Here is a 19,281-nt window from a genome sequence, read left to right on the forward strand (position 1 = left end):
TATGTCTGAAACAAAAAATATTAAAGAACTAAGCGTAGAAGAAAAACTTCGCGCGTTATACGACTTGCAATTAATTGATTCACGTTTAGATGAAATCAGAAATACAAGAGGTGAATTACCTTTAGAAGTTGAAGATTTGAGCGACGATGTTGCACAATTAGAAACGAGAATCCAAAAAATAGTTGACGAAACTAAAGGTTTGGATGAAGAAATTAAATTGAAGAAAGAAGCAATCAAAAATGCTGAAGCTTTAATTAAAAAATACACGAAACAACAAGATAACGTACGTAACAATAGAGAATTTGATGCTTTAGCGAAAGAAGTAGAGTATCAAGGTTTGGAAATTGAGTTATCTGAGAAACGTATTCGTGAGTTTACAGTTAAAATTTCTCAAAAAAATGCACAAGTTGAAGAATTTAATGCAAAATTAAATTCAATGAAAGAGCATTTATCTCACAAACAAGCTGAGTTGGATACAATTGTAAAAGATACAGAAAAAGAAGAAAGTAATTTATTGAAATTATCTTCTGAATATTCTGCTAAAATCGAACAAAGATTATTAGACGCTTACACCCGTATCAGAAATTCTGTGAAAAATGGTTTAGCTGTTGTTCCTGTACAACGTGGAGCTTCTGCGGGATCTTTCTTTACAATTCCACCACAAAGACAAATGGATATCGCTCAACGTAAAAAAATTATCGCTGACGAACATTCAGGACGTATCTTAGTTGATTTGGAACTAGCTTTAGAAGAGCAAGAAATAATGGAAATCATTATCAAAGGATAATTTTCTGTTAAAAAATATTTTATTTAATATCAAAGTGTTACACGATTGTGTGACACTTTTTTTATGCTAAAACTAGTTGTTGTTATTTTTGAGCACGCTATTTGTATTACCGCAATAGTAATTAGTTTGAAAATTTAGAAATTATGAAAAAAATTATATTTTTAGCAATGTTGGCTGTCTCGTGTATTTCATTAATGTCTTGTGTGAATAATGATGATGGCTATTATGAACCTGAAATTGTAAATGTTGGACAAATCAATTATGATGGTGTATCATTTCCGCTTCGAAATGCAGTTGTTGCAGATATAAAAAAGGCTGATGGTGGATTTTATTATAGTGTAGAATTATCAACAAATCCAGTTCCTAAGAATGGTAAATTAAATGGAGCTTATTTGTATTTAGAAATTTTCCAAAGAGGTGATTTAAGTTTTAATGGAACTTACGTAACAGAAAATAACGATAGAGGATTGGATTATATCGAATATTACGAAGATCCTGTTATGCAAAATTATGTACCAGTTCTTAATTCTGGAACGTTTGCTTTGTTAGATACAGATTTTTCTTCTGGATCTATTAATCTAAAAAATTATTTTGACCCTTATAACAGAAGTTTATTATCTACAAATTTTGCATTGAGAGTTTCGAATGATAAAACATTGACTGGTGATTTTGATGGATTATTTGATTTTATCCAATTATACAGCAAATCTGCTAAAGATGCTGTAAGTGCAAAATCTGCATCAACAGAAAGAGTAAAAACAGGAGTGAGAACACCTTCGGCAAGAAAATAAAATTTCAATTTATAGATACAAAAAACTCCGCTAAATATTTAGCGGAGTTTTTTATTGATATACTTTTTTGATTAAGCTTCTACTTCTTTATCACGATTCTTTGGAAAACGACGATAACCTTTCAAATTAAATCTAAAATCTTTTTTCGTTGGACGAACAATAATACGTAATGATGAATCATTTGTAAAATAATTTTGAGCCCAATTAAAGAAAATTGCCAGTTTGTTGCGAACAGTCAAGATTAACATTAAGTGTAAGAACATCCATGTAAACCATGCCATACGCCCAGAGAAAGAGAATTTAGGTAAGTCAACAACAGCTTTATGTTTTCCTATTGTAGCCATAGATCCTGGATCTTGATATTCAAATAAAGTTAATTTATCTTCTGATAAACCTTGTCCAATTTTATTGAAATTTTTAGCTAAATTCATAGCTTGATCCCCAGCAACACGTGCTAATTGAGGATGTCCATGAGGATATTTAGGTGTTTCCATACAAGAAATGTCACCAATAGCATATATGTTATCAGTTCCAATAATTTTACTTGTACGATCTACCTTAAAACGGTTACCTCTTTGTAACTCTTCTTGAGACACAGCTCCTTCAGGAATATTTCCTGTAACACCAGCAGACCAAATTAAATTTTTTGTTTTGATTGTGCGTCCGTCAGCTAAGGAAATAGTTTTTCCATCATAATCTGTAACTCGTCCTTCTGTCCAAATATGTACTCCCATATTTGTCAAATATTCGTGAGACTTTTTATGAGCTAAATCAGACATAGGTCCTAATAAATTAGAACTTCCTTCAATCAAATAAATATTCAATTTAGAGAAATCTAAATCTGGATAATCTTTTGGTAGAATGTGTTTTTTCATGTGCGCAATTGCACCAGAAAGTTCTACTCCAGTTGGTCCACCACCAACAACAACAATGTTCAAAATTTCTTCTAATTCTTCTTCTGACTCAGCAGAATAAGCACTTTCAAAATTTGTTAACAATCTGTTTTTTAGCGTTAAAGCTTCGTTTGTGGATTTCATTGGGAATGATAATTCCTCAATTTGCTTATTACCAAAGAAATTTGTGGTACATCCCATGGCAATAACCAAATAATCGTAAGAAAAATCTCCGATTGTGGTTTCAACAATATTAGCTTCTTTTTTTATAGCTGTTACTTCAGCTAATCGTACGCTGACATTTTTACTTCCTTGAAATACTTTTCGTATAGGAAACGAAATATCACTAGCGTTTATTCCTGCTGTAGCAACTTGATAAAAAAGAGGTTGAAATTGATGATAGTTATAACGGTCAATAAGTGTAACAGAAAAGTGTGGGTTATTATTTAATTTACGGGCTAATTTAAGTCCGGCAAATCCAGCACCTAAAATGACAATCTTTTTCTTTTCCAAAATTCACTTTTTTGTAAAATTACGAACAAACTAAGAAACAATGAAAGATTTATTAAAAATTATTCTGAACCTTAGATATTTACTATGATATCGGATTGATTATTAGATTTTTTTAAATTTATGTTTTTTGTCAGTTTTAAATAAATTGTTAAAATTATTTGTGATTTCATGTATTTCTAAGCTTTTTTAATTTTGTTGAAAGATTAGAATTTAAACAATTTTTAAGCTGAATCGTTTTAAGAAATCAATCAAATTCACGAATTTTATTCCAAATTAATTAAGTCAAAAAACAAGTAATGAGCAAATTATTTGAATCAATCAATATAAATGAATCTATTTCATTAAAAAATAGAATTATCATGTCGCCAATGTGTCAATATTCTTCGGAAGATGGTTTTCCAAATGATTGGCATTTTCAACATTATGTTTCGCGTGCAGTTGGCAATGTTTCGGCGATTATACAAGAAGCTACCGCGGTTATTGCAGATGGTCGAATTTCGTATGGCGATTTAGGAATTTGGAAAGATGAACATATCGAAGTGTATCAAAAATTAACTTCCGAAATTAAAAAATACAATTGTGTTCCTGGAATTCAGTTAGCGCATGCAGGACGAAAAGCAAGTACAGAAAAGCCTTGGTTGGGACACCATCAAATAAAATCTGACGAAAAAAATGGTTGGAAAACGGTTTCGAGTTCTAGTTTACCTTTTAATGAATTGGATGAAACCCCACATGAATTATCAGTTTCAGAAATTGAAAATATTGTAAAAGAATGGGGAAAAGCTACAGAGCGTGCTATAAAATCTGGTTTTGAAATTTTAGAAATTCATGGCGCGCATGGTTATTTGGTTCATCAGTTTTTGTCACCTTTAATTAATAATAGAACAGATGAATATGGTGGAAGTTTCGAAAATAGAATTCGTTTTGTGTTGGAAATTGTTGCTGAAATGCAAAAATATATTACAACTCAATCGCTTTGGGTTCGTTTGTCAGCTTCGGATTGGGCAGAAAATGGTTGGAATTTAGAAGAAACAATCGAATTGTGTAAGATTTTAAAACAAAATGGAGTAGAAGTGATTGATGTTTCGTCTGGAGGAGGAGTGAGTCATCAAAAAATTGATGTCAAAAAAAATTATCAAGTTCCATTCGCAAATGAAATTAAAAATCAAGTTGAAATAATTACTGGAGCTGTTGGATTGATTTTTGAACCAAAACAAGCCGAAGAAATTCTTCAAAATGAAGAAGCAGATTTAATCTTTTTAGGAAGAGAATTATTACGCGATCCATATTTCGCATTACGTGCTGCAAAAGAGTTAGAAGAAGATATAAAGTGGTTGCCACAATATGAAAGAGCAAAAAATAATCATTACGCATAAATTATGTTAACATTAAAAAAAATCCATCATATTGCAATCATTTGTTCGGATTATCAAAAATCAAAACATTTTTATACAGAAATTTTAGGTTTCGAAATTGTGCAAGAAGTTTACCGAAAAGAACGTGATTCTTATAAATTAGATTTAGCTTTGCAAAATTATTACTGCATCGAATTATTTTCTTTTCCTAATCCACCAAAACGTGTTTCTCGACCAGAAGCTTCTGGATTGAGACATATTGCTTTTACTGTGGAAAATATAGAAAATGAAGTAGAAAAACTAACGCAGTTGAATGTAAAGGTAGAGCCAATTCGTGTGGATGAATACACGCAAAAGAAGTTTACTTTTTTTGTAGATCCCGACGGTTTGCCGATAGAATTATACGAAGAATAGAAGAATAAATGGTAAAAAAGAGTTTACTTGCCTTAGCAATGGGAGGTTTAGCCATCGGAATGACGGAATTTTCGATGATGGGAGTTTTAGAGGATTTTGCAAAAGATTTGAATATTTCAATTCCAACAGCAGGGAATTTTATATCAATGTATGCAATGGGCGTAATGGTTGGAGCTCCAACATTGATCATGGCTACAAGTAAATATTCGCCTAAAAAAGTATTAATCTTTTTTATGTTATTGTTTACCATTTTTAACTCACTTTTTGTTATCGCACCAAGTTACAATACCTTATTAATTGCTCGTTTTATGTCTGGTTTACCTCATGGAGCATTTTTCGGTGTAGGATCTGTTGTGGCTGCACAATTAGCAACAAAAGGAAAAGAAGCGCAAGCTATTTCGATTATGTTTGCTGGATTAACGTTTGCGAATTTAGTCGGAGTTCCATTAGGGACGAAATTAGGACAAGTTTTTTCGTGGCGATTAACGTTTGGGATTATTGCAAGTTTAGGATTAATCACGATGTTAGCGATTTCTCTTTGGGTTCCGAATCTTAAAAATACAAATAAAGGAAGTTTAGTAGAACAATTAAGTTTTTTCAAAAAATGGGAAGCTTGGGTATTAATTGTGATGATTTCTATCGGAACTTCAGGATTATTTGCGTGGATAAGTTACATTTCTCCGTTAATGACAAATGTGGCAGACTTACCTAAAACAAAAGTTCCAATCATTATGACTTTGATTGGTCTAGGAATGTTTGTCGGTAATTTTATAGGTGGAAAATTGGCAGATACCATGTCACCAAATAAAGCTGCAATCATCTCTTTTGCGTCGATGGCGGTTTGTTTAGTGATTGTTTATTTCACTTCTCATATACAAATAATGGCTTATATTATGTCGTTTATTACGGGATTAATTGCGTTTACAATAGGTTCGCCAATTCAAATGATGTTGATTAATAACGGAAAAGGATCAGAAACTTTAGCGGCTGCAGCTGGTCAAGCAAGTTTTAATATCGGAAATGCTTTAGGTGCATTTTTAGGAGGAATTCCGATTGCAATGGGATTAGGATTTAATTCGCAATTGTGGGTTGGTTTTATTATGGCTTCGGTCGGATCAATAATTGCAGCAATCTTTTTACAATTAAAATCGAAAAGAGTTTAAAAATATTACTTCAATCATAATCAAAGGATGTTCTACGGAGCATCCTTTTTTAGTTTATATTTGTAACAAATTAAATTCAAAATGAATCATTACAAAGCTTTTATTATAGACGATGAACACTTTGCTCAACAAGGGTTAAAGAAAATTATTCAACATGCTTTGCCTGATTTTTTTGTTTCCATTGATACTGCGAATTCTGTAAAAGAAGGCGTTGAAAAAATTAAGGAAAATCAACCAGATATCGTTTTTTTGGATATTCAGATGCCAGAGGAATTTGGGTTTAAATTATTTGATTATTTTGATGATATTACGTTTGATGTCATTTTTACAACAGCTCATTCAGATTATATTTTAGAAGCCGTAAATCAATGGGGATGTTTAGGTTATTTGATGAAACCTATTTCAATTTCTGACCTTAAAGTATTATTGAATCGTTTTGTAGAACGTCAAAATCAAACACAAAAAACGAAAGAGATTATCAATATTGCAGATGATTTTGAAGATGAGGTAGAAACAGATAATCTGAAAGATGTTTTCAAAAATGAACATGGAATTATTTTTATTCCATCTATAACAGAGGTTTTGGTACTGAAAATTGAAGATATTATTTACTGCAAAGCGGATGATAGTTATTGTACAATTTTTACTGAAAAAGATGTGTACATGGTAACTAAAACGCTAAAAGAAGTAGAAAATTTGATTGATCAAACCAATTTTTTCCGTGTAAATAGATCATACTTAGTCAATATTAATTTTGCTAAAAAATTTGATAAACGAAACAATTTATTGATTCTTAATTGTCATCCAAAAGACGGCGAATCAAATCTGCCTGTGACTTCATTGGGGTATAAAATTTTATCGAATGTGGTTGCGTAACTTCATTTTTTTACTTCTTTTATTTCTTTGCTCTCATCAACTTTCTGCGCAATATGTTTTGACAAAACAATATACGTACGAAAATGGTTTGCCTGCCAATGAGATTTTGAGTGTCTATAAAGATTCTCGAAAAATTTTATGGGTTGGAACTCGTTTTGGCGTGTTTGTGAAAGACATGGATAATTTCAAAATGATGAAACGCTTCGAGAAAGTACAATACAATAATGTTTGGACAATAATAGAAGATAGAGAGCATAATGTTTGGTTTGGAAGTTATGGAGAAGGAATATTGAAATTTACAGGTCAACGTTTTGAACAAATTAATACAGCGAAAGGGTTGGTTTCGGATCGCGTTCGAAATTTATTTTATTTAGATGATTTAATATATGTTGCAGCGCAAGGAGGCGTTTCGATTATTGATACAAAATCAAAGAAAATTTACAATCCTTCTTTCGAAAAAAATAACAATATTGTGTTCGAAGCGGTGTCTTTTTTCGAATATCAAAATAAAGTTTATGTTGCAACAATCGATCATGGTGTTTATGAAGTTCATCGTGATAAGTTGAAGTTGGTCAATCCTTTCAATCGAATTAATTATAGTTTTTTGTATAATAATGATTTGTATTTGTCATCGTCTAAAGGTCTTAATGTTATTCCGATAAACGATTTTTTGAATAAAAAATTGAATTTTAAAACGTATGATTTTCCAGTTTTTAGAAATCACAACATTTCAGATAAACGTCATTCTTTTTTATTAGCAGGTTACGAAACGGGAGCAGGAAATGGGATGGTTGCGGAGTTAAAGAATAATAAAATAACAGATCAAACAGAGAATTTTAAAATTACTTCGGATTATCCTTATCGAGTTTTTAGTAGTAAAACGAATGATTTAATTTATGTTGGAAGCGCTGATAAAGGGCTTTTTGAAGTTCATTTTAATCATTTTTTAGATTTTTCTACGATTGATAATAAAAAAGTCATTGAAATTTTAAAAGTTGAAAATACACAATATTTTTTAACGTCAGAAGGTCTTTATTTTCAGGAGAACAACGTATTTAATAAACAGATAAAGAGAGATGCTTTTTATCAATATATGCTTCGAAATAAGTCAAAATTCAAAGATTTTTTAAGTCAATCAAATAAAGATTTTTATGAAATTGATTTTGATTTGAAAGAAAAAAATCTTCGTTTTTATAAAATGATTATTCGTTATAATTCGTTCATTATAGCAACTAATCTGGGACTTTTCGAGTTAGATTTTAATGGAGAATTCAAAGATTATTTACCTAATCGAACAAGTCAATTTACATATTTTAATAATCAATTTATTCAGACAAATCCTTTTGGAGGAATTTTGGTTTTTGATGATTTGAATAATCTAAAATATCATTCATATTCAGCTGCACAAGCCAATGTTCCGAAAGATGTTGTTTCGATTTGTCAAAATAAAAAAGCTGTATTTTTTGGTTCTTCTTTGGATGGTTTATTCAAGTATGAAAATGGAAATTTTATTTCTTATTTGCAAAATAATCAGTTTAATGAATCTAAAATTAAAATGATAAAATGCGTTGGAGATAATCAGTTGTTGGTTGCAACAGAATTTGCAAAAGTCTATATTTTAGAGGTAAAAGGAGATGAATTAATCACAAAAAAAGTAATCAATATTCGTGAAATTGGCGGGGAAAATATCAGTTCAATTGACATTTTTGGGAACTCAATTCTGATTGGAACCAATCGTAATTTACTCGTTTTCAATAATAATAAAACATATATGATTGGCAATGAACAAGGTTTTGTGAATAAGGATATACATTCGTCTATTTTTGACGGAAAAACGGCTACAATTGGTGTTGAAAATGGATATTATAAGTTAAATCTTGAGAATTTATTCAAGCAAAAAAATCAGTCGAAAGAGATTATTATTACAAGTTTTAAAATTAATGATGAATCTTTTGGGATAGATAAATTTATGTGGTTTGATTTGATTGATAAGGATCTGAATTTAAAGAATAATGAGAACAATATTACACTAAATTTTGCTGTGGTTGATGCTAATTTTGCTCAAAGTTATAAGTACAGATATCGTGTAAATCCTGATGAAAAGTGGAATGAGTATTTTTATAACCCATCTATTTATTTGCGGAATATACCATATGGTAAATATCGTGTTCAATTAGAAATAACGGATACAAGCAATGGACAAAAACAAATTATCGATTTGGTTTCGTTGGATGTTGACGAACCTTTTTACTTGAATATTTATTTTATTGTGTTGTCAGTCTTAACTTTAGGATTGATTATTTATCGTTATAATACAAATAAAATCAAGACGTTAAATGAATTTAATCAATTAAAAATTAGTCAATTAAATGAAAAAAACACTCAAGAAAATCAACGTTTGCAATTAGAGCGACAATTAACCGAAACGAAGTTAACAGCTTTACAATCGCAAATGAATCCACATTTTATTTTCAATGTGTTGAATTCTATTCAGTTTTATATTTTGGATAATGATATTGATAATGCGTTAAATTCATTGGGCCGTTTTTCTCACTTGATTCGTCAGATGTTAAATCTTTCAACAAAAGATGAAATTAGTTTGAAAGACGAAATTGATTTTTTGAAATTATATGTTGAAGTTGAGAATTTTAGATGGAAAAATAAAATAGAATTTGATGTTCAAATTGATAGTCAATTGGATATTTATCGCATCAAAATTCCTCCAATGTTGATTCAACCAATTATCGAAAATTCTTTTGTTCACGCATTTGATCAAAATCATTTACAACCGATTATCAAATTGATTATTCGTGTAAAAATTGATTATTTAGAAATAATCATTGAAGATAATGGAAAGGGAAATACAACACAAATTACGCAAAATAAAACTCACGATTCGAAAGCACTTAAGATAATTAATGAGCGTTTACAATTGCTTAATCGTAATATTGAAGAAAATATTTTTATAGATATTCATGTAAAAGGAACAAAAGTTCGAATGATTTTGAAAGTTGATTAAAATTTCACCTGAATAAATTCACAATTCACCTTGCTGAAACGTGAATTAACGAAATCTAAACTCTATTTTAATGTTAGATATTATTCAGTATATATATTTGTGGTATCGATTTCAAACTAAGTATTAAACTTTGATGCTTTGTTTTCTAAACCTATGAAGACACCATAAAAGTATCTTAAAAGTTACATTTTTCGACGTGTGAGTCAAAAAATTTTACAACAAGAAGCTACTGCAAAGTAGCTTTTTTTTATCTTTATCCCCATGAAAAATGTACAATTAGGAAATACAGATTTAGAGATAAAACCAATTTTTTTCGGAGGAAATGTTTTTGGTTGGACATTGAATGAAGAAGAATCTTTTCGAATTTTAGATGGATTTTTGGACAGAGGATTTAATGCGATAGACACTGCGAATAACTATTCGTATTGGGTGAAAGGTAATGTTGGAACAGAGTCTGAACGAATAATCGGAAATTGGTTAAAATCGAGAGGAGTGAGAGATAAAATCGTTTTGGCAACGAAAGTTGGTGGACGAAATATGATTCAAGATAAGCCAAATACTACAAAAGCTCATATCTTAAAAGAAGTAGAAGAATCACTTATCCGTTTACAAACAGATTATATTGACTTATATCAAACTCATTATGATGATGTAAATACACCTGTAGAAGAAACTTTATCCGCTTATAATCAATTCATAAAAGAAGGAAAAGTGAGATATATTGGTGCATCTAATTTTTCTTCGGAGCGATTGATTGAATCGTTGGATAAATCAGAACTTTATAATTTACCACAATATAAAACTTTACAGCCTGAATATAACTTGTATGATCGTCAGCATTTTGAAGAATTTTTGCAGCCTGTTGCAGAGAAATACAATTTAGCTGTTATTCCTTATTACAGCTTAGCGAGTGGATTTTTATCAGGTAAATATAAAACTGAAGAAGATTTACAACAAAGTTTACGAGGAGAAGGAATCAAAAAATATTTGAACGAAAGAGGATTCAAAATTTTGGACGCTTTACAAACAATTTCTACACAATACAATATTTCTTATTCGGCAGTTGCTTTGACTTGGTTAATGGATCAGAAAACAGTTGTAGCTCCTATTGCGAGTGCGACTAAGGAACAACATCTTGATGCTTTTGTAGAAGCTGTAAATGTGCAATTATCTCATGATGATATGAAACTTTTGACCGAAGCAAGCGAATATTAGAATGGAAAATTTACAAATGAAACCCAAATTAACTCCAATCATTTTATGGATAATGATTATTGGGAGTGGTTTGGTTGTGGCGAATAATTATTACAATCAGCCCTTATTGTCATTAATTGCAAAAGATTTTAATGTCTCTGAAAGTAAAGTTTCTAATATTGCGATGTTAACACAAATAGGTTATGCCTGTGGATTGTTATTTATTATTCCTTTAGGAGATTTATTGAAACGAAAACGAATGATTTTAATCGATTTTGTTTTTGTAATTGTAGCTCTTTTGGGAATGTATTTTGCACCATCCGTAAGTTGGCTTTTTCCATTAAGTTTTCTAATCGGTTTTACCTCAGTTATTCCGCAAGTTTTTGTGCCAATGGCATCTGAATTAGCAGAACCTCAAAACAAAGCGCAAGCTGTGGGAATGGTTATGAGTGGTTTGCTTGTTGGTATTCTACTTTCTCGCGTTTTTAGTGGCTTTATTGGAGAATATTTAGGATGGAGAGAAGTTTATTTGATAGGTGCAGTTTTAATGTTTGTATTATGGATTTTCATCTATATATTTTTACCAGAAATACAACCAAATTTCAAAGGAACTTATGGTAATTTGATGAAATCGATTGTAGATTTAGTAAAAACTCAACCTCAATTAAGATTAGCTTCTTTTCGTGGTGCAACTGGTTTCGCAGCATTTAGTGCATTTTGGACAACATTGGTTTTTCATTTAGAAGAAGCACCATTTTTTGTTGGAAGCGATGTCGCTGGAGCATTTGGTTTAATTGGTGCAGTAGGTGCTTTAGCAGCAGCTTTGGTTGGTAGAGTTTCGAAAGTTTTATCGACCTCCAAAATAATCTTTTATTCCATTCTCATTATGTTAATTTCTTGGGGATTTTTCTATGAGTTTGGTTATACATATTGGGGGTTAATTGTTGGCGTAATTTTGATCGATTTAGGTTTACAAGCAATGCACGTTTCTAATCAAAATATTATTTTTGGATTAGATGCCAAAGCAGGAAATCGAGTGAATACAGTTTATATGACGAGTTATTTTATTGGTGGATCTTTAGGAACATTTATTGCTGCAAATGCGTGGGATAAATTTCAATGGAATGGAGTGGTTGCTGTTGGCGTTTTTTTTACTTTAATTTGTTTGATATCTCATATTTTATTCAAAAAAAATAATAAGTGATGAAAGATTTTTCTTCTGAAATAACATATAAAACAGCGAGAAGTAGCGGTGCAGGAGGGCAAAATGTAAACAAGGTTGAAACAATGGTTTTAGCAAAATGGAACGTTGAAGATACCCAATTTTTTTCTGATGAAGAAAAAGCATTAATCACAGAAAAGCTAAAAAATAAGATTAATTCAGAAGGATTTTTACAAATCAATTCGCAAGAATCTCGCTCTCAATTGGACAATAAAGAATCTGCAACAAAGAAAATGTTAGAATTGGTCGAAAAAGCATTGATTATTCCAAAGTTTAGAAAAAAGACCAAACCTACGAAAGCTTCTCAACAAAAAAGATTGAATCAAAAGAAACAACAAGCTGAGAAAAAAGATGGTCGTAGGTTTAAATTTTAGAACAATTATATACGATCAACTAAAAAAATTAATATACTACATTGTATTGCTATAATCATTACTATTTTAAAAATAAAAGACTTTTTTCTTGTTTTATGACGATAAATCTGCATTGACATAAGAGAACCAATTGTTCCACCAATCAAAGTCACAAAACAAAGTGCTAATTCAGATACACGTCTTTTACCAATAATTGAGTTTTTTTTATCTATTTTAAATAAAAAAAAAGAGAGAACGTTGATAAGGAGTAGAGTAAAAAATAAATATTTATCCATTCAGTGTGTGATTAAGTAGTAAAAATACTTATAATTAAGTAGATAAAAAATATTTTTCCTAGAAATCTATGTTGTTTATCTTTGTACTTCAAAATCATAAGAAATCTTCAAAAAATAAATTGTAAAATTCTAATTATAAAATAATTATGCAAGATTTAAAAGGGAAAAATGCTTTAGTCACAGGAGGTAGTAGAGGTTTAGGAAAAGCTGTTGCCTTGGCATTGGCTAAAGAGGGTGTTAATGTAGCTGTGACAGGACGAAATACAAAAACATTAGAAGAAACTGTAGAAGAAATTAGAAGTTTTGGAGTAAAAGCTGATTACTCTATTTTTAATGTAGCCGAAAAAGTTGAAGTGAAAATGCAACTTGAACGATTAATAGAGAATTTTGGAGCGTTTGATATTTTGATTAATAATGCTGGTATTGCGGCTTTCGGAAGTTTTTTGGAAATGCCAGAAAATGATTGGGAAGAGATTGTGCGTACCAATTTATTTGGACCATATTATGTTTCTAAAGCTGTAATTCCTTCGATGGTAGAGTTAGGAAGTGGTGATATTATCAATGTTTCGTCAACGGCGGGATTAAAAGGAAACGCAGTAACTTCTGCTTATTCAGCATCAAAAGCGGGATTGATAGGTTTATCAGAATCATTAATGTTCGAATTAAGAAAGAAAAACATTCGTGTAACGACCTTAACTCCAAGTACAATTGCATCTGAAATGTCAAAAGATGTATTAAAAATCACTGACGGAAATCCAGAAAAAGTGCTTCAACCAGAAGATTTTGCTCAATTAATTGTCGATTTATTAAAATTAGATAAGCGCGCAATGTTGGCATCAGCATCTTTATGGTCTACAAATCCTTAAAAATTGATTAATCATATTTATAAAATCCAATTTCTAAATGAAATTGGATTTTTTTGAAAAAACATTTTTCAGAATCATTTCTTATATCAACTTTGAATTAAAAACACTTTTTAATATGAGCATAAATAATCAGTTAGAAAGTTTAAAGGAAATCAAATCAATGATATAACGCACCTCCAAAAACATAAGTATTAGTGGATGAATTAATGTTTGGGTTTAGGTAGTGGAAATGATTTCTGCATTTATAGCTTATGTTTTGATTCTACAAGACGAACTTCAAGTAAATTATAGAGGAATATAGACACCTCATTTAATGAAAAATTTAGAAATTAAATTATTCACTTTAAGAATTGTAACTTTAATGTTTGCCTGTTTGGAGGTTTCTTTTTTATGATCAGAAAATCGACAAAAGATGGCGTTAAATTTATAAATCCATTTACAAAACGAAAGATTACTATTTATAAAATTTCAAATGAGTTGAGATTTGATGATATCGATGATTAAAACATTCATAATATATAGAGTTTAAATTTTTGATAAATATAAAAATTGTTATTCAAATCTGTCGAATTTATAAATTGGCTGTGTGATTATCGAATAATTCTACTAAGTTTAAGGCTTCAAAATGCAATTGTAGTAATTTGCGAACCGTTTTTTAAAACAGAAAGAATTATTAAATATATGAAAAGTAAAAAGTTAACCAATGTATTAACGCTTGGATTTGCGTTGTTTGCGATGTTTTTTGGCGCAGGAAATCTTCTTTTACCTCCTTTGATTGGATTAGAAGTGGGCTCAAGTTATTTCGTCGCGATGATTGCATTTGGATTAACTGGTATTTTATTGCCATTTACTGGTATTTTATCTGTTGTTTTTTCAGGTGATAATTTTAATGATTTAGGACATCGTGTGAACAAACATTTGGCGGCTATTTTAGGTACAATTATTATGATTTGTATTGGACCGTTAATTGCGATTCCACGTACTGCAGCAACAACATTCGAAGTAGGATTAAAACCATTTTTTCCATCATTAGATCCGATGTGGGGCTCGTTACTATTTTTTACCGTAACACTTGTTTTAGCGATTCGTCCTTCTAAAGTGGTAGATGTTATTGGAAATTATTTAACTCCGGTATTATTGATTTTATTAACCTTATTAATTGGAATTGGAATTATATACCCAACCGCTGACTTTTTGCCTTCAGATTTAACAATGATGCAATCTTTTTCCAAAGGTTTTATAGAAGGTTATCAAACATTAGATGTTTTGGCTTCTGTTATTTTTGCAGGAATTATCATTGCTGCAGCGCGAGATAAAGGATATACAGATATCAAAAGTAAATCTCAAATTGTAATCGTTTCAGGTTTATTGTCTACGACGTGTTTATTGTTTGTTTATGGTGGATTGATTTATTTGGGAGCAACTTCTGGGATTACAAATCCAGAAATTTCTCGTGCCGAATTATTAATCGAAATTTCTCGAAATACATTAGGACAATACGGAGTAATTGCAATTGCGTTGTGTATGGCGTTTGCTTGTCTTACAACTTCAATTGCATTAACATCTGCGGTAGGTACATTTTTTGGACGTTTAACAAATGGAAAAGTAAGTTACACTGTTTTAGTGATTTTATGTACAGTAATATCGTTTGGTTTATCAATAAAAGGTGTAGACGAAATTATTAATTTTGCATATCCACCTTTGGCTTTCGTATATCCAATTACAATCACGTTAGTTATTTATATAGTGTTGTTTGGAAAAACAATTAAAAGTAAAACACCTTATATTTTTGCATTAATGGCGTCTACAATCATCGCAATTTTTGGTTTATTAAAATTGTTAGGAAAATTAGATGTATCGACAATAGAAAATCTGAATAAAATTCCATTTTTCGAATATGATTTAGGTTGGATTGCTCCATCGATTATTGGATTTGGATTTGGTTTATTGATTGATAGATTAAGAAAATAAAAAAATCCTCGGAAGAATTTTCCGAGGATTTTAACCAATCAAAACTACTATAAAAACACTAATTAGAATAATAATGTCTATTACTTATTCTTTTACAAATTTCTTAAAGTTTTGGGAATAAACTTCTTATTGATTACAGATTTACTTTATGTCTAGATAGAATTAATTTATAACTATTTATTAATCATAGATGTAGAGAATTTGAATGAATTGATTTAGGAAAAGTTTAAAAATTTTTGTAATTTAAAAAACGAATAGAAATAAATAATCCAATAAAAATGATCGAAAATTGTTCGCGTTGTAACGAAACAATGGAGTGTAAGGTAGATGATATTGCGAATTGTGCTTGTTCTACAATTCTTATAAAAGATGAAATAAAAGAGTTTTTGAAGAAAACGAATTACAAATGTTTGTGTAATTCTTGTATAGAAAAACTGAATTATTTTGTAGAATTAGATCAAGAGTATCCACATCCAACAATGTCTTCTGATTTTGTTCCTCATATACATTATTATATCGAAAATGGGTATTGGGTTTTTTCAGAATTTTTCCATTATCAGAAAGGAAAATGTTGCCAAAATGGTTGCAGACATTGTGCTTATGGTTATAAGAAATAAAAAATGGTTCAACTTGCATTGAACCACTAACCAACCTAAAAATACTATAAAAAAACTCTATTTGATTAAGGATATTCTTCTTCAGAAATTCAACTTCATTATCCTTAACAAATATGAATAAATTATTTATAGTACAAAGGTAGGTGAATTTCTTAATTTGATAAATAAATTAATATATATTTTTTTATACTCAAATAGATAGGATTTATATTAATGTTAAAAAAAATGTTAAATTTACCTATTTATGAATATTTGCTAAAAAATCAATACTATATTTCCGAATGTTGTAATTCTAAGAAAAATATTGCATTATTTTTTTTGAAATTTTTTCAGCAGTTGTTTTATCTCCAGTTTCTTCCAAAGTTGTTACATAATCGTCTAAGAAACTTTTGATTTCTTGTTGATTAGAACCTTCAAAATTAGCTAAATAATCTTCGAAATCGATATTTCCTAAAACACGATAAAAGTAAGTTTTGGCTTCATCATATTTTTTCATGCTCACTAACAAAGGTGCAATACTATGACTAATATAAAACTCGTTTACAGCAGCTTGTTCAGTATTTTCCTCTTTTTTGAAATGTGCAGAATTTAAGTAACTATTATAAGCTTCCACAGCTTTTTCATTTTCACCTAAAACCTCATAACAACGTGCTTTGAAGAATTTAATTTCGTAAAATTCGTCTTCATTCAGTTTATTGAAAAATGTAATACTGTCTTTGGGATTTGAATAAAATTTTCGGTATCCAATAATAAAATCTTCTACAAATTCTGTATCCGTTTGTTCTATCGCGAAATTCAATAAGTTTTGAGATTGTTCTTCTGTTAATTGTCCAATAAAAGCTTCCCAATAATTCACCAAAGTATTGAAATCATACGCCAAATCTTCCACAAAAATTTGTGCAGCAATTCGTAGAAATTTATCACCCAATTGATCGATTATTTCATGGTCTTCATCAGAAAAATCAGTTGAATTATACAATAGATTTTCGATAATTTCTGACGCCTTATCTTCTGAATAATCATTATTTAATTGTTTCAAAGCATTGCTAACATTGAATTCCATTTGTGTAAATTTTAAATTAAAAATCAACACAAAGGTAACTGATTTACTGCAAAAAAAGCTTGAGAATTTCAAAAGTTAATCGTCAATTCTAATGAGAATTTAATGAATAGTTTTTTTGAGAAAGTAGAATTTTAGTTATCTTGTGGTAGTTTTTATTAGTTTATTTAAAATAAACGTTTTATGTTACGAATGTATTCGATAGTACTAATTATATGTGGTTTTTGTTTTACAAAAGCTCAAAATTTGAATGTTGGCGCTCAGTTTCCGATTAATAAAATTGAAAATATCAATCAATCTTCAAACTTTAAAATTATTGTATTTACGCCAAGTTTATACAAAACGAATCCGTATGCGAGCATGATGACAACTTCGCTGAACTATTATTTTGTGAAGAATTTGGCATTTTCGTCTCAAAATCCACCAAAAATTGATGTGATTTATATTGTAAATGAAGATAATAAATGGAGTAAAGAACCGCAGCAAACGTTTGTTTTTAATGAAACAACCAATCAAAATAAGTTGGATGGAACGAAGGTAATTTATGATGAAGTTGGAAAAATTTACAATGCAATTGGGTTGAAACCTTTTAAGCAAAATTCAATTTCGAGTATGATTCCAACGTCAAATTCTAACAATGTTTTAGTAGAAAGTTCGATTCTTTTTCTAGTTGATCAAAACAATAAAATTTTGATGCGAGATAATGATTATCGTGCGCAAGGCGAACATCTGAAACCTTTGGAAAGATCGATTAAAAGAACGTTTAAAATCGATAACATAGAAGTAAATATCACACAAAATAAAACCTTGAAGGTTGGTGATAAAGCACCAGATTTTATTTTGAATGGACCGAATTATAAGACTAATTCGACAGATAAATTTTTGGATGATAAATCGACTTTTAAAGTTTTAACGTTTTATCCTGCGGCGTTTAGTGGACAAATTTTATCAGATTTTACGTCAATTGATACGAAAGCAGCAATGACTTGTGCTGCTCAAATTCAATTAATCGATCATAATCCATTGTTACAAAATGTAAAAAGTTACGCAGTTTCTAGTTCTACAAATCCGTTATTAGAATTATGGAAATCAGCTTTGCGAACAAATAATATTACGTATTTGAATGATGAGAATTATGCAATTTCGTTGATGTATAATTCTTATAATCGTTTAGGTTACAATAATAGAGCAACTTATGTGATTGATAAAAATGGAATTATTGTGTATGCAAATCCAGATTTGACGTTTGAAGATGAAGCAAAATTTCCAACTATTTTAGAAAAAATCATTCTGAATAGTAAATAAATTATGAATCAAATTGTGTAATATCTTCAAATTTAGCCTCAATCAAATTTTTTAAATCTTCGGGATTTAGAATAATTTGTAAACCTCTTTTTCCTGCACTGATACAAATCTGATCTTGTAAAACAGCCAGTTCTTCTATGTAAGTAGGAAATTGCTTTTTCATTCCGATAGGTGAGCAACCGCCACGAATATAACCTGTAACATTGAGTAAATCTTTCAACGGAAGCATTTCGCAGTTTTTATTACCAGAAATTTTCGCAAATTTTTTCATATTAAGATGTGTGTTCGCAGGAATTACGGCAACTAAAAATGGTTCTATATTTCCTTTCAAAACCAAAGTTTTATAAATTCCTTCCGGATTTACGTTCAATGAATTTGCAACATGCAAAGCATCAATATGTTCTTCATCAACTTCATATTCGCGCAATTCGTACGAAATATTGTGTGTGTTTAAAATTCGTACTGCATTTGTTTTAGCAGTTTTATTGCTCATTCTATAATAATTTACACAAAGTTATTACGAAAAACTTTTATAAAGGATTTTTCTATAGAATTATTGACTAGGATAATTTTTTGGACGAAAATT

Annotated in this window: 18 protein-coding genes; 14 read left to right on the plus strand and 4 right to left on the minus strand. The window is 29.8% G+C overall.

What is annotated here, in order from left to right:
• Position 1: 1 nt before the first annotated feature.
• Together B4G36_RS02045 and B4G36_RS02050 are read left to right on the plus strand one after the other, a co-directional pair.
• Positions 2 to 787, plus strand: a complete 786-nt coding sequence (locus tag B4G36_RS02045; protein WP_291061596.1) for a zinc ribbon domain-containing protein — start codon at positions 2 to 4, stop codon at positions 785 to 787.
• A gap of 143 nt (positions 788 to 930) precedes the next feature.
• Entirely contained in the window at positions 931 to 1,578 is a 648-nt protein-coding gene (locus tag B4G36_RS02050) for a hypothetical protein (protein ID WP_291061598.1), read from the plus strand.
• Between the two features lie 71 nt (positions 1,579 to 1,649).
• Here B4G36_RS02050 and B4G36_RS02055 read toward each other — a convergent pair whose 3' ends face one another.
• Positions 1,650 to 2,984 (minus strand): NAD(P)/FAD-dependent oxidoreductase, encoded by a 1,335-nt coding sequence (locus B4G36_RS02055; protein ID WP_291061600.1) that lies wholly within the window; start codon positions 2,982 to 2,984, stop codon positions 1,650 to 1,652.
• Between the two features lie 296 nt (positions 2,985 to 3,280).
• Between B4G36_RS02055 and B4G36_RS02060 the strand changes: the two genes are divergently transcribed.
• The 8 genes from B4G36_RS02060 (at position 3,281) to arfB (ending at position 12,601) form a co-directional block, all read left to right on the plus strand.
• Positions 3,281 to 4,360: an NADH:flavin oxidoreductase/NADH oxidase gene (locus B4G36_RS02060; RefSeq protein WP_291061602.1), complete on the plus strand. Its 1,080-nt coding sequence runs from the start codon at positions 3,281 to 3,283 to the stop codon at positions 4,358 to 4,360.
• A gap of 3 nt (positions 4,361 to 4,363) precedes the next feature.
• On the plus strand, positions 4,364 to 4,753 hold the full coding sequence (locus tag B4G36_RS02065) for a VOC family protein (protein WP_291061603.1): 390 nt from the start codon (positions 4,364 to 4,366) through the stop codon (positions 4,751 to 4,753).
• Positions 4,754 to 4,761: 8 nt separating this feature from the next.
• Positions 4,762 to 5,916 (plus strand): MFS transporter, encoded by a 1,155-nt coding sequence (locus B4G36_RS02070; RefSeq protein WP_038331221.1) that lies wholly within the window; start codon positions 4,762 to 4,764, stop codon positions 5,914 to 5,916.
• 81 nt (positions 5,917 to 5,997) lie between these two features.
• On the plus strand, positions 5,998 to 6,792 hold the full coding sequence (locus B4G36_RS02075; RefSeq protein WP_291061605.1) for a LytR/AlgR family response regulator transcription factor: 795 nt from the start codon (positions 5,998 to 6,000) through the stop codon (positions 6,790 to 6,792).
• A 58-nt stretch (positions 6,793 to 6,850) separates the two neighbouring features.
• Positions 6,851 to 9,811 carry a sensor histidine kinase gene (locus tag B4G36_RS02080; protein ID WP_291061607.1) on the plus strand — a complete coding sequence of 987 codons (2,961 nt, stop codon included), beginning with the start codon at positions 6,851 to 6,853 and terminating at the stop codon, positions 9,809 to 9,811.
• 261 nt (positions 9,812 to 10,072) lie between these two features.
• The gene (locus tag B4G36_RS02085; RefSeq protein ID WP_291061609.1) at positions 10,073 to 11,026 is read left to right on the plus strand and encodes an aldo/keto reductase; all 954 of its coding nucleotides are present in this window, start codon (positions 10,073 to 10,075) and stop codon (positions 11,024 to 11,026) included.
• 1 nt (position 11,027) lies between these two features.
• Positions 11,028 to 12,209 (plus strand): MFS transporter, encoded by a 1,182-nt coding sequence (locus B4G36_RS02090; RefSeq protein WP_291061611.1) that lies wholly within the window; start codon positions 11,028 to 11,030, stop codon positions 12,207 to 12,209.
• The gene (arfB, locus tag B4G36_RS02095) at positions 12,209 to 12,601 is read left to right on the plus strand and encodes an alternative ribosome rescue aminoacyl-tRNA hydrolase ArfB (protein WP_291061613.1); all 393 of its coding nucleotides are present in this window, start codon (positions 12,209 to 12,211) and stop codon (positions 12,599 to 12,601) included. The genes B4G36_RS02090 and arfB overlap by 1 nt, the downstream gene beginning before the upstream one ends.
• Positions 12,602 to 12,606: 5 nt before the next feature.
• On the opposite strand, the gene B4G36_RS02100 is transcribed toward arfB, so the two are convergent.
• Positions 12,607 to 12,876, minus strand: coding sequence for a DUF1294 domain-containing protein (locus B4G36_RS02100; protein ID WP_291061615.1), 270 nt, complete (start codon positions 12,874 to 12,876; stop codon positions 12,607 to 12,609).
• A gap of 146 nt (positions 12,877 to 13,022) precedes the next feature.
• Here B4G36_RS02100 and B4G36_RS02105 point away from each other — a divergent pair, with 146 nt between their 5' ends.
• The 3 genes from B4G36_RS02105 to B4G36_RS02115 all read left to right on the plus strand — a co-directional run bounded on the left by B4G36_RS02105 (position 13,023) and on the right by B4G36_RS02115 (position 16,330).
• Positions 13,023 to 13,742, plus strand: coding sequence for a 3-ketoacyl-ACP reductase (locus B4G36_RS02105; protein WP_291061617.1), 720 nt, complete (start codon positions 13,023 to 13,025; stop codon positions 13,740 to 13,742).
• Between the two features lie 681 nt (positions 13,743 to 14,423).
• Positions 14,424 to 15,713: a branched-chain amino acid transport system II carrier protein gene (brnQ, locus tag B4G36_RS02110; protein ID WP_291061619.1), complete on the plus strand. Its 1,290-nt coding sequence runs from the start codon at positions 14,424 to 14,426 to the stop codon at positions 15,711 to 15,713.
• Between the two features lie 278 nt (positions 15,714 to 15,991).
• A complete protein-coding gene (locus B4G36_RS02115; RefSeq protein ID WP_291061621.1) occupies positions 15,992 to 16,330 on the plus strand; it encodes a cysteine-rich CWC family protein in 339 nt (112 codons plus the stop codon).
• 292 nt (positions 16,331 to 16,622) lie between these two features.
• Here B4G36_RS02115 and B4G36_RS02120 read toward each other — a convergent pair whose 3' ends face one another.
• Entirely contained in the window at positions 16,623 to 17,393 is a 771-nt protein-coding gene (locus B4G36_RS02120; protein ID WP_291061623.1) for a hypothetical protein, read from the minus strand.
• Positions 17,394 to 17,582: 189 nt separating this feature from the next.
• Here B4G36_RS02120 and B4G36_RS02125 point away from each other — a divergent pair, with 189 nt between their 5' ends.
• On the plus strand, positions 17,583 to 18,695 hold the full coding sequence (locus B4G36_RS02125) for a redoxin domain-containing protein (RefSeq protein WP_291061625.1): 1,113 nt from the start codon (positions 17,583 to 17,585) through the stop codon (positions 18,693 to 18,695).
• Between the two features lies 1 nt (position 18,696).
• Here B4G36_RS02125 and ybaK read toward each other — a convergent pair whose 3' ends face one another.
• Entirely contained in the window at positions 18,697 to 19,188 is a 492-nt protein-coding gene (ybaK, locus tag B4G36_RS02130) for a Cys-tRNA(Pro) deacylase (RefSeq protein WP_291061627.1), read from the minus strand.
• Between the last annotated feature and the right edge of the window lie 93 nt (positions 19,189 to 19,281).

Origin of the sequence: Empedobacter sp. UBA3239 (genome assembly GCF_002362875.1) — a bacterium.
Taxonomy (GTDB): Bacteria; Bacteroidota; Bacteroidia; order Flavobacteriales; family Weeksellaceae; genus Empedobacter; species Empedobacter falsenii_B.

Excerpts from the sequence above, each read along its gene's own strand:
- B4G36_RS02085 (WP_291061609.1), top strand. The coding sequence starts at position 10,073 with ATGAAAAATGTACAATTAGGAAATACAGATTTAGAGATAAAACCAATT.
- B4G36_RS02120 (WP_291061623.1), bottom strand. The coding sequence starts at position 17,393 with ATGGAATTCAATGTTAGCAATGCTTTGAAACAATTAAATAATGATTAT.
- B4G36_RS02090 (WP_291061611.1), top strand. The coding sequence starts at position 11,028 with ATGGAAAATTTACAAATGAAACCCAAATTAACTCCAATCATTTTATGG.
- brnQ (WP_291061619.1), top strand. The coding sequence starts at position 14,424 with ATGAAAAGTAAAAAGTTAACCAATGTATTAACGCTTGGATTTGCGTTG.
- B4G36_RS02045 (WP_291061596.1), top strand. The coding sequence starts at position 2 with ATGTCTGAAACAAAAAATATTAAAGAACTAAGCGTAGAAGAAAAACTT.
- B4G36_RS02105 (WP_291061617.1), top strand. The coding sequence starts at position 13,023 with ATGCAAGATTTAAAAGGGAAAAATGCTTTAGTCACAGGAGGTAGTAGA.
- B4G36_RS02115 (WP_291061621.1), top strand. The coding sequence starts at position 15,992 with ATGATCGAAAATTGTTCGCGTTGTAACGAAACAATGGAGTGTAAGGTA.
- B4G36_RS02100 (WP_291061615.1), bottom strand. The coding sequence starts at position 12,876 with ATGGATAAATATTTATTTTTTACTCTACTCCTTATCAACGTTCTCTCT.
- B4G36_RS02075 (WP_291061605.1), top strand. The coding sequence starts at position 5,998 with ATGAATCATTACAAAGCTTTTATTATAGACGATGAACACTTTGCTCAA.
- B4G36_RS02125 (WP_291061625.1), top strand. The coding sequence starts at position 17,583 with ATGTATTCGATAGTACTAATTATATGTGGTTTTTGTTTTACAAAAGCT.
- B4G36_RS02060 (WP_291061602.1), top strand. The coding sequence starts at position 3,281 with ATGAGCAAATTATTTGAATCAATCAATATAAATGAATCTATTTCATTA.
- B4G36_RS02070 (WP_038331221.1), top strand. The coding sequence starts at position 4,762 with ATGGTAAAAAAGAGTTTACTTGCCTTAGCAATGGGAGGTTTAGCCATC.
- B4G36_RS02065 (WP_291061603.1), top strand. The coding sequence starts at position 4,364 with ATGTTAACATTAAAAAAAATCCATCATATTGCAATCATTTGTTCGGAT.
- arfB (WP_291061613.1), top strand. The coding sequence starts at position 12,209 with ATGAAAGATTTTTCTTCTGAAATAACATATAAAACAGCGAGAAGTAGC.
- B4G36_RS02050 (WP_291061598.1), top strand. The coding sequence starts at position 931 with ATGAAAAAAATTATATTTTTAGCAATGTTGGCTGTCTCGTGTATTTCA.
- ybaK (WP_291061627.1), bottom strand. The coding sequence starts at position 19,188 with ATGAGCAATAAAACTGCTAAAACAAATGCAGTACGAATTTTAAACACA.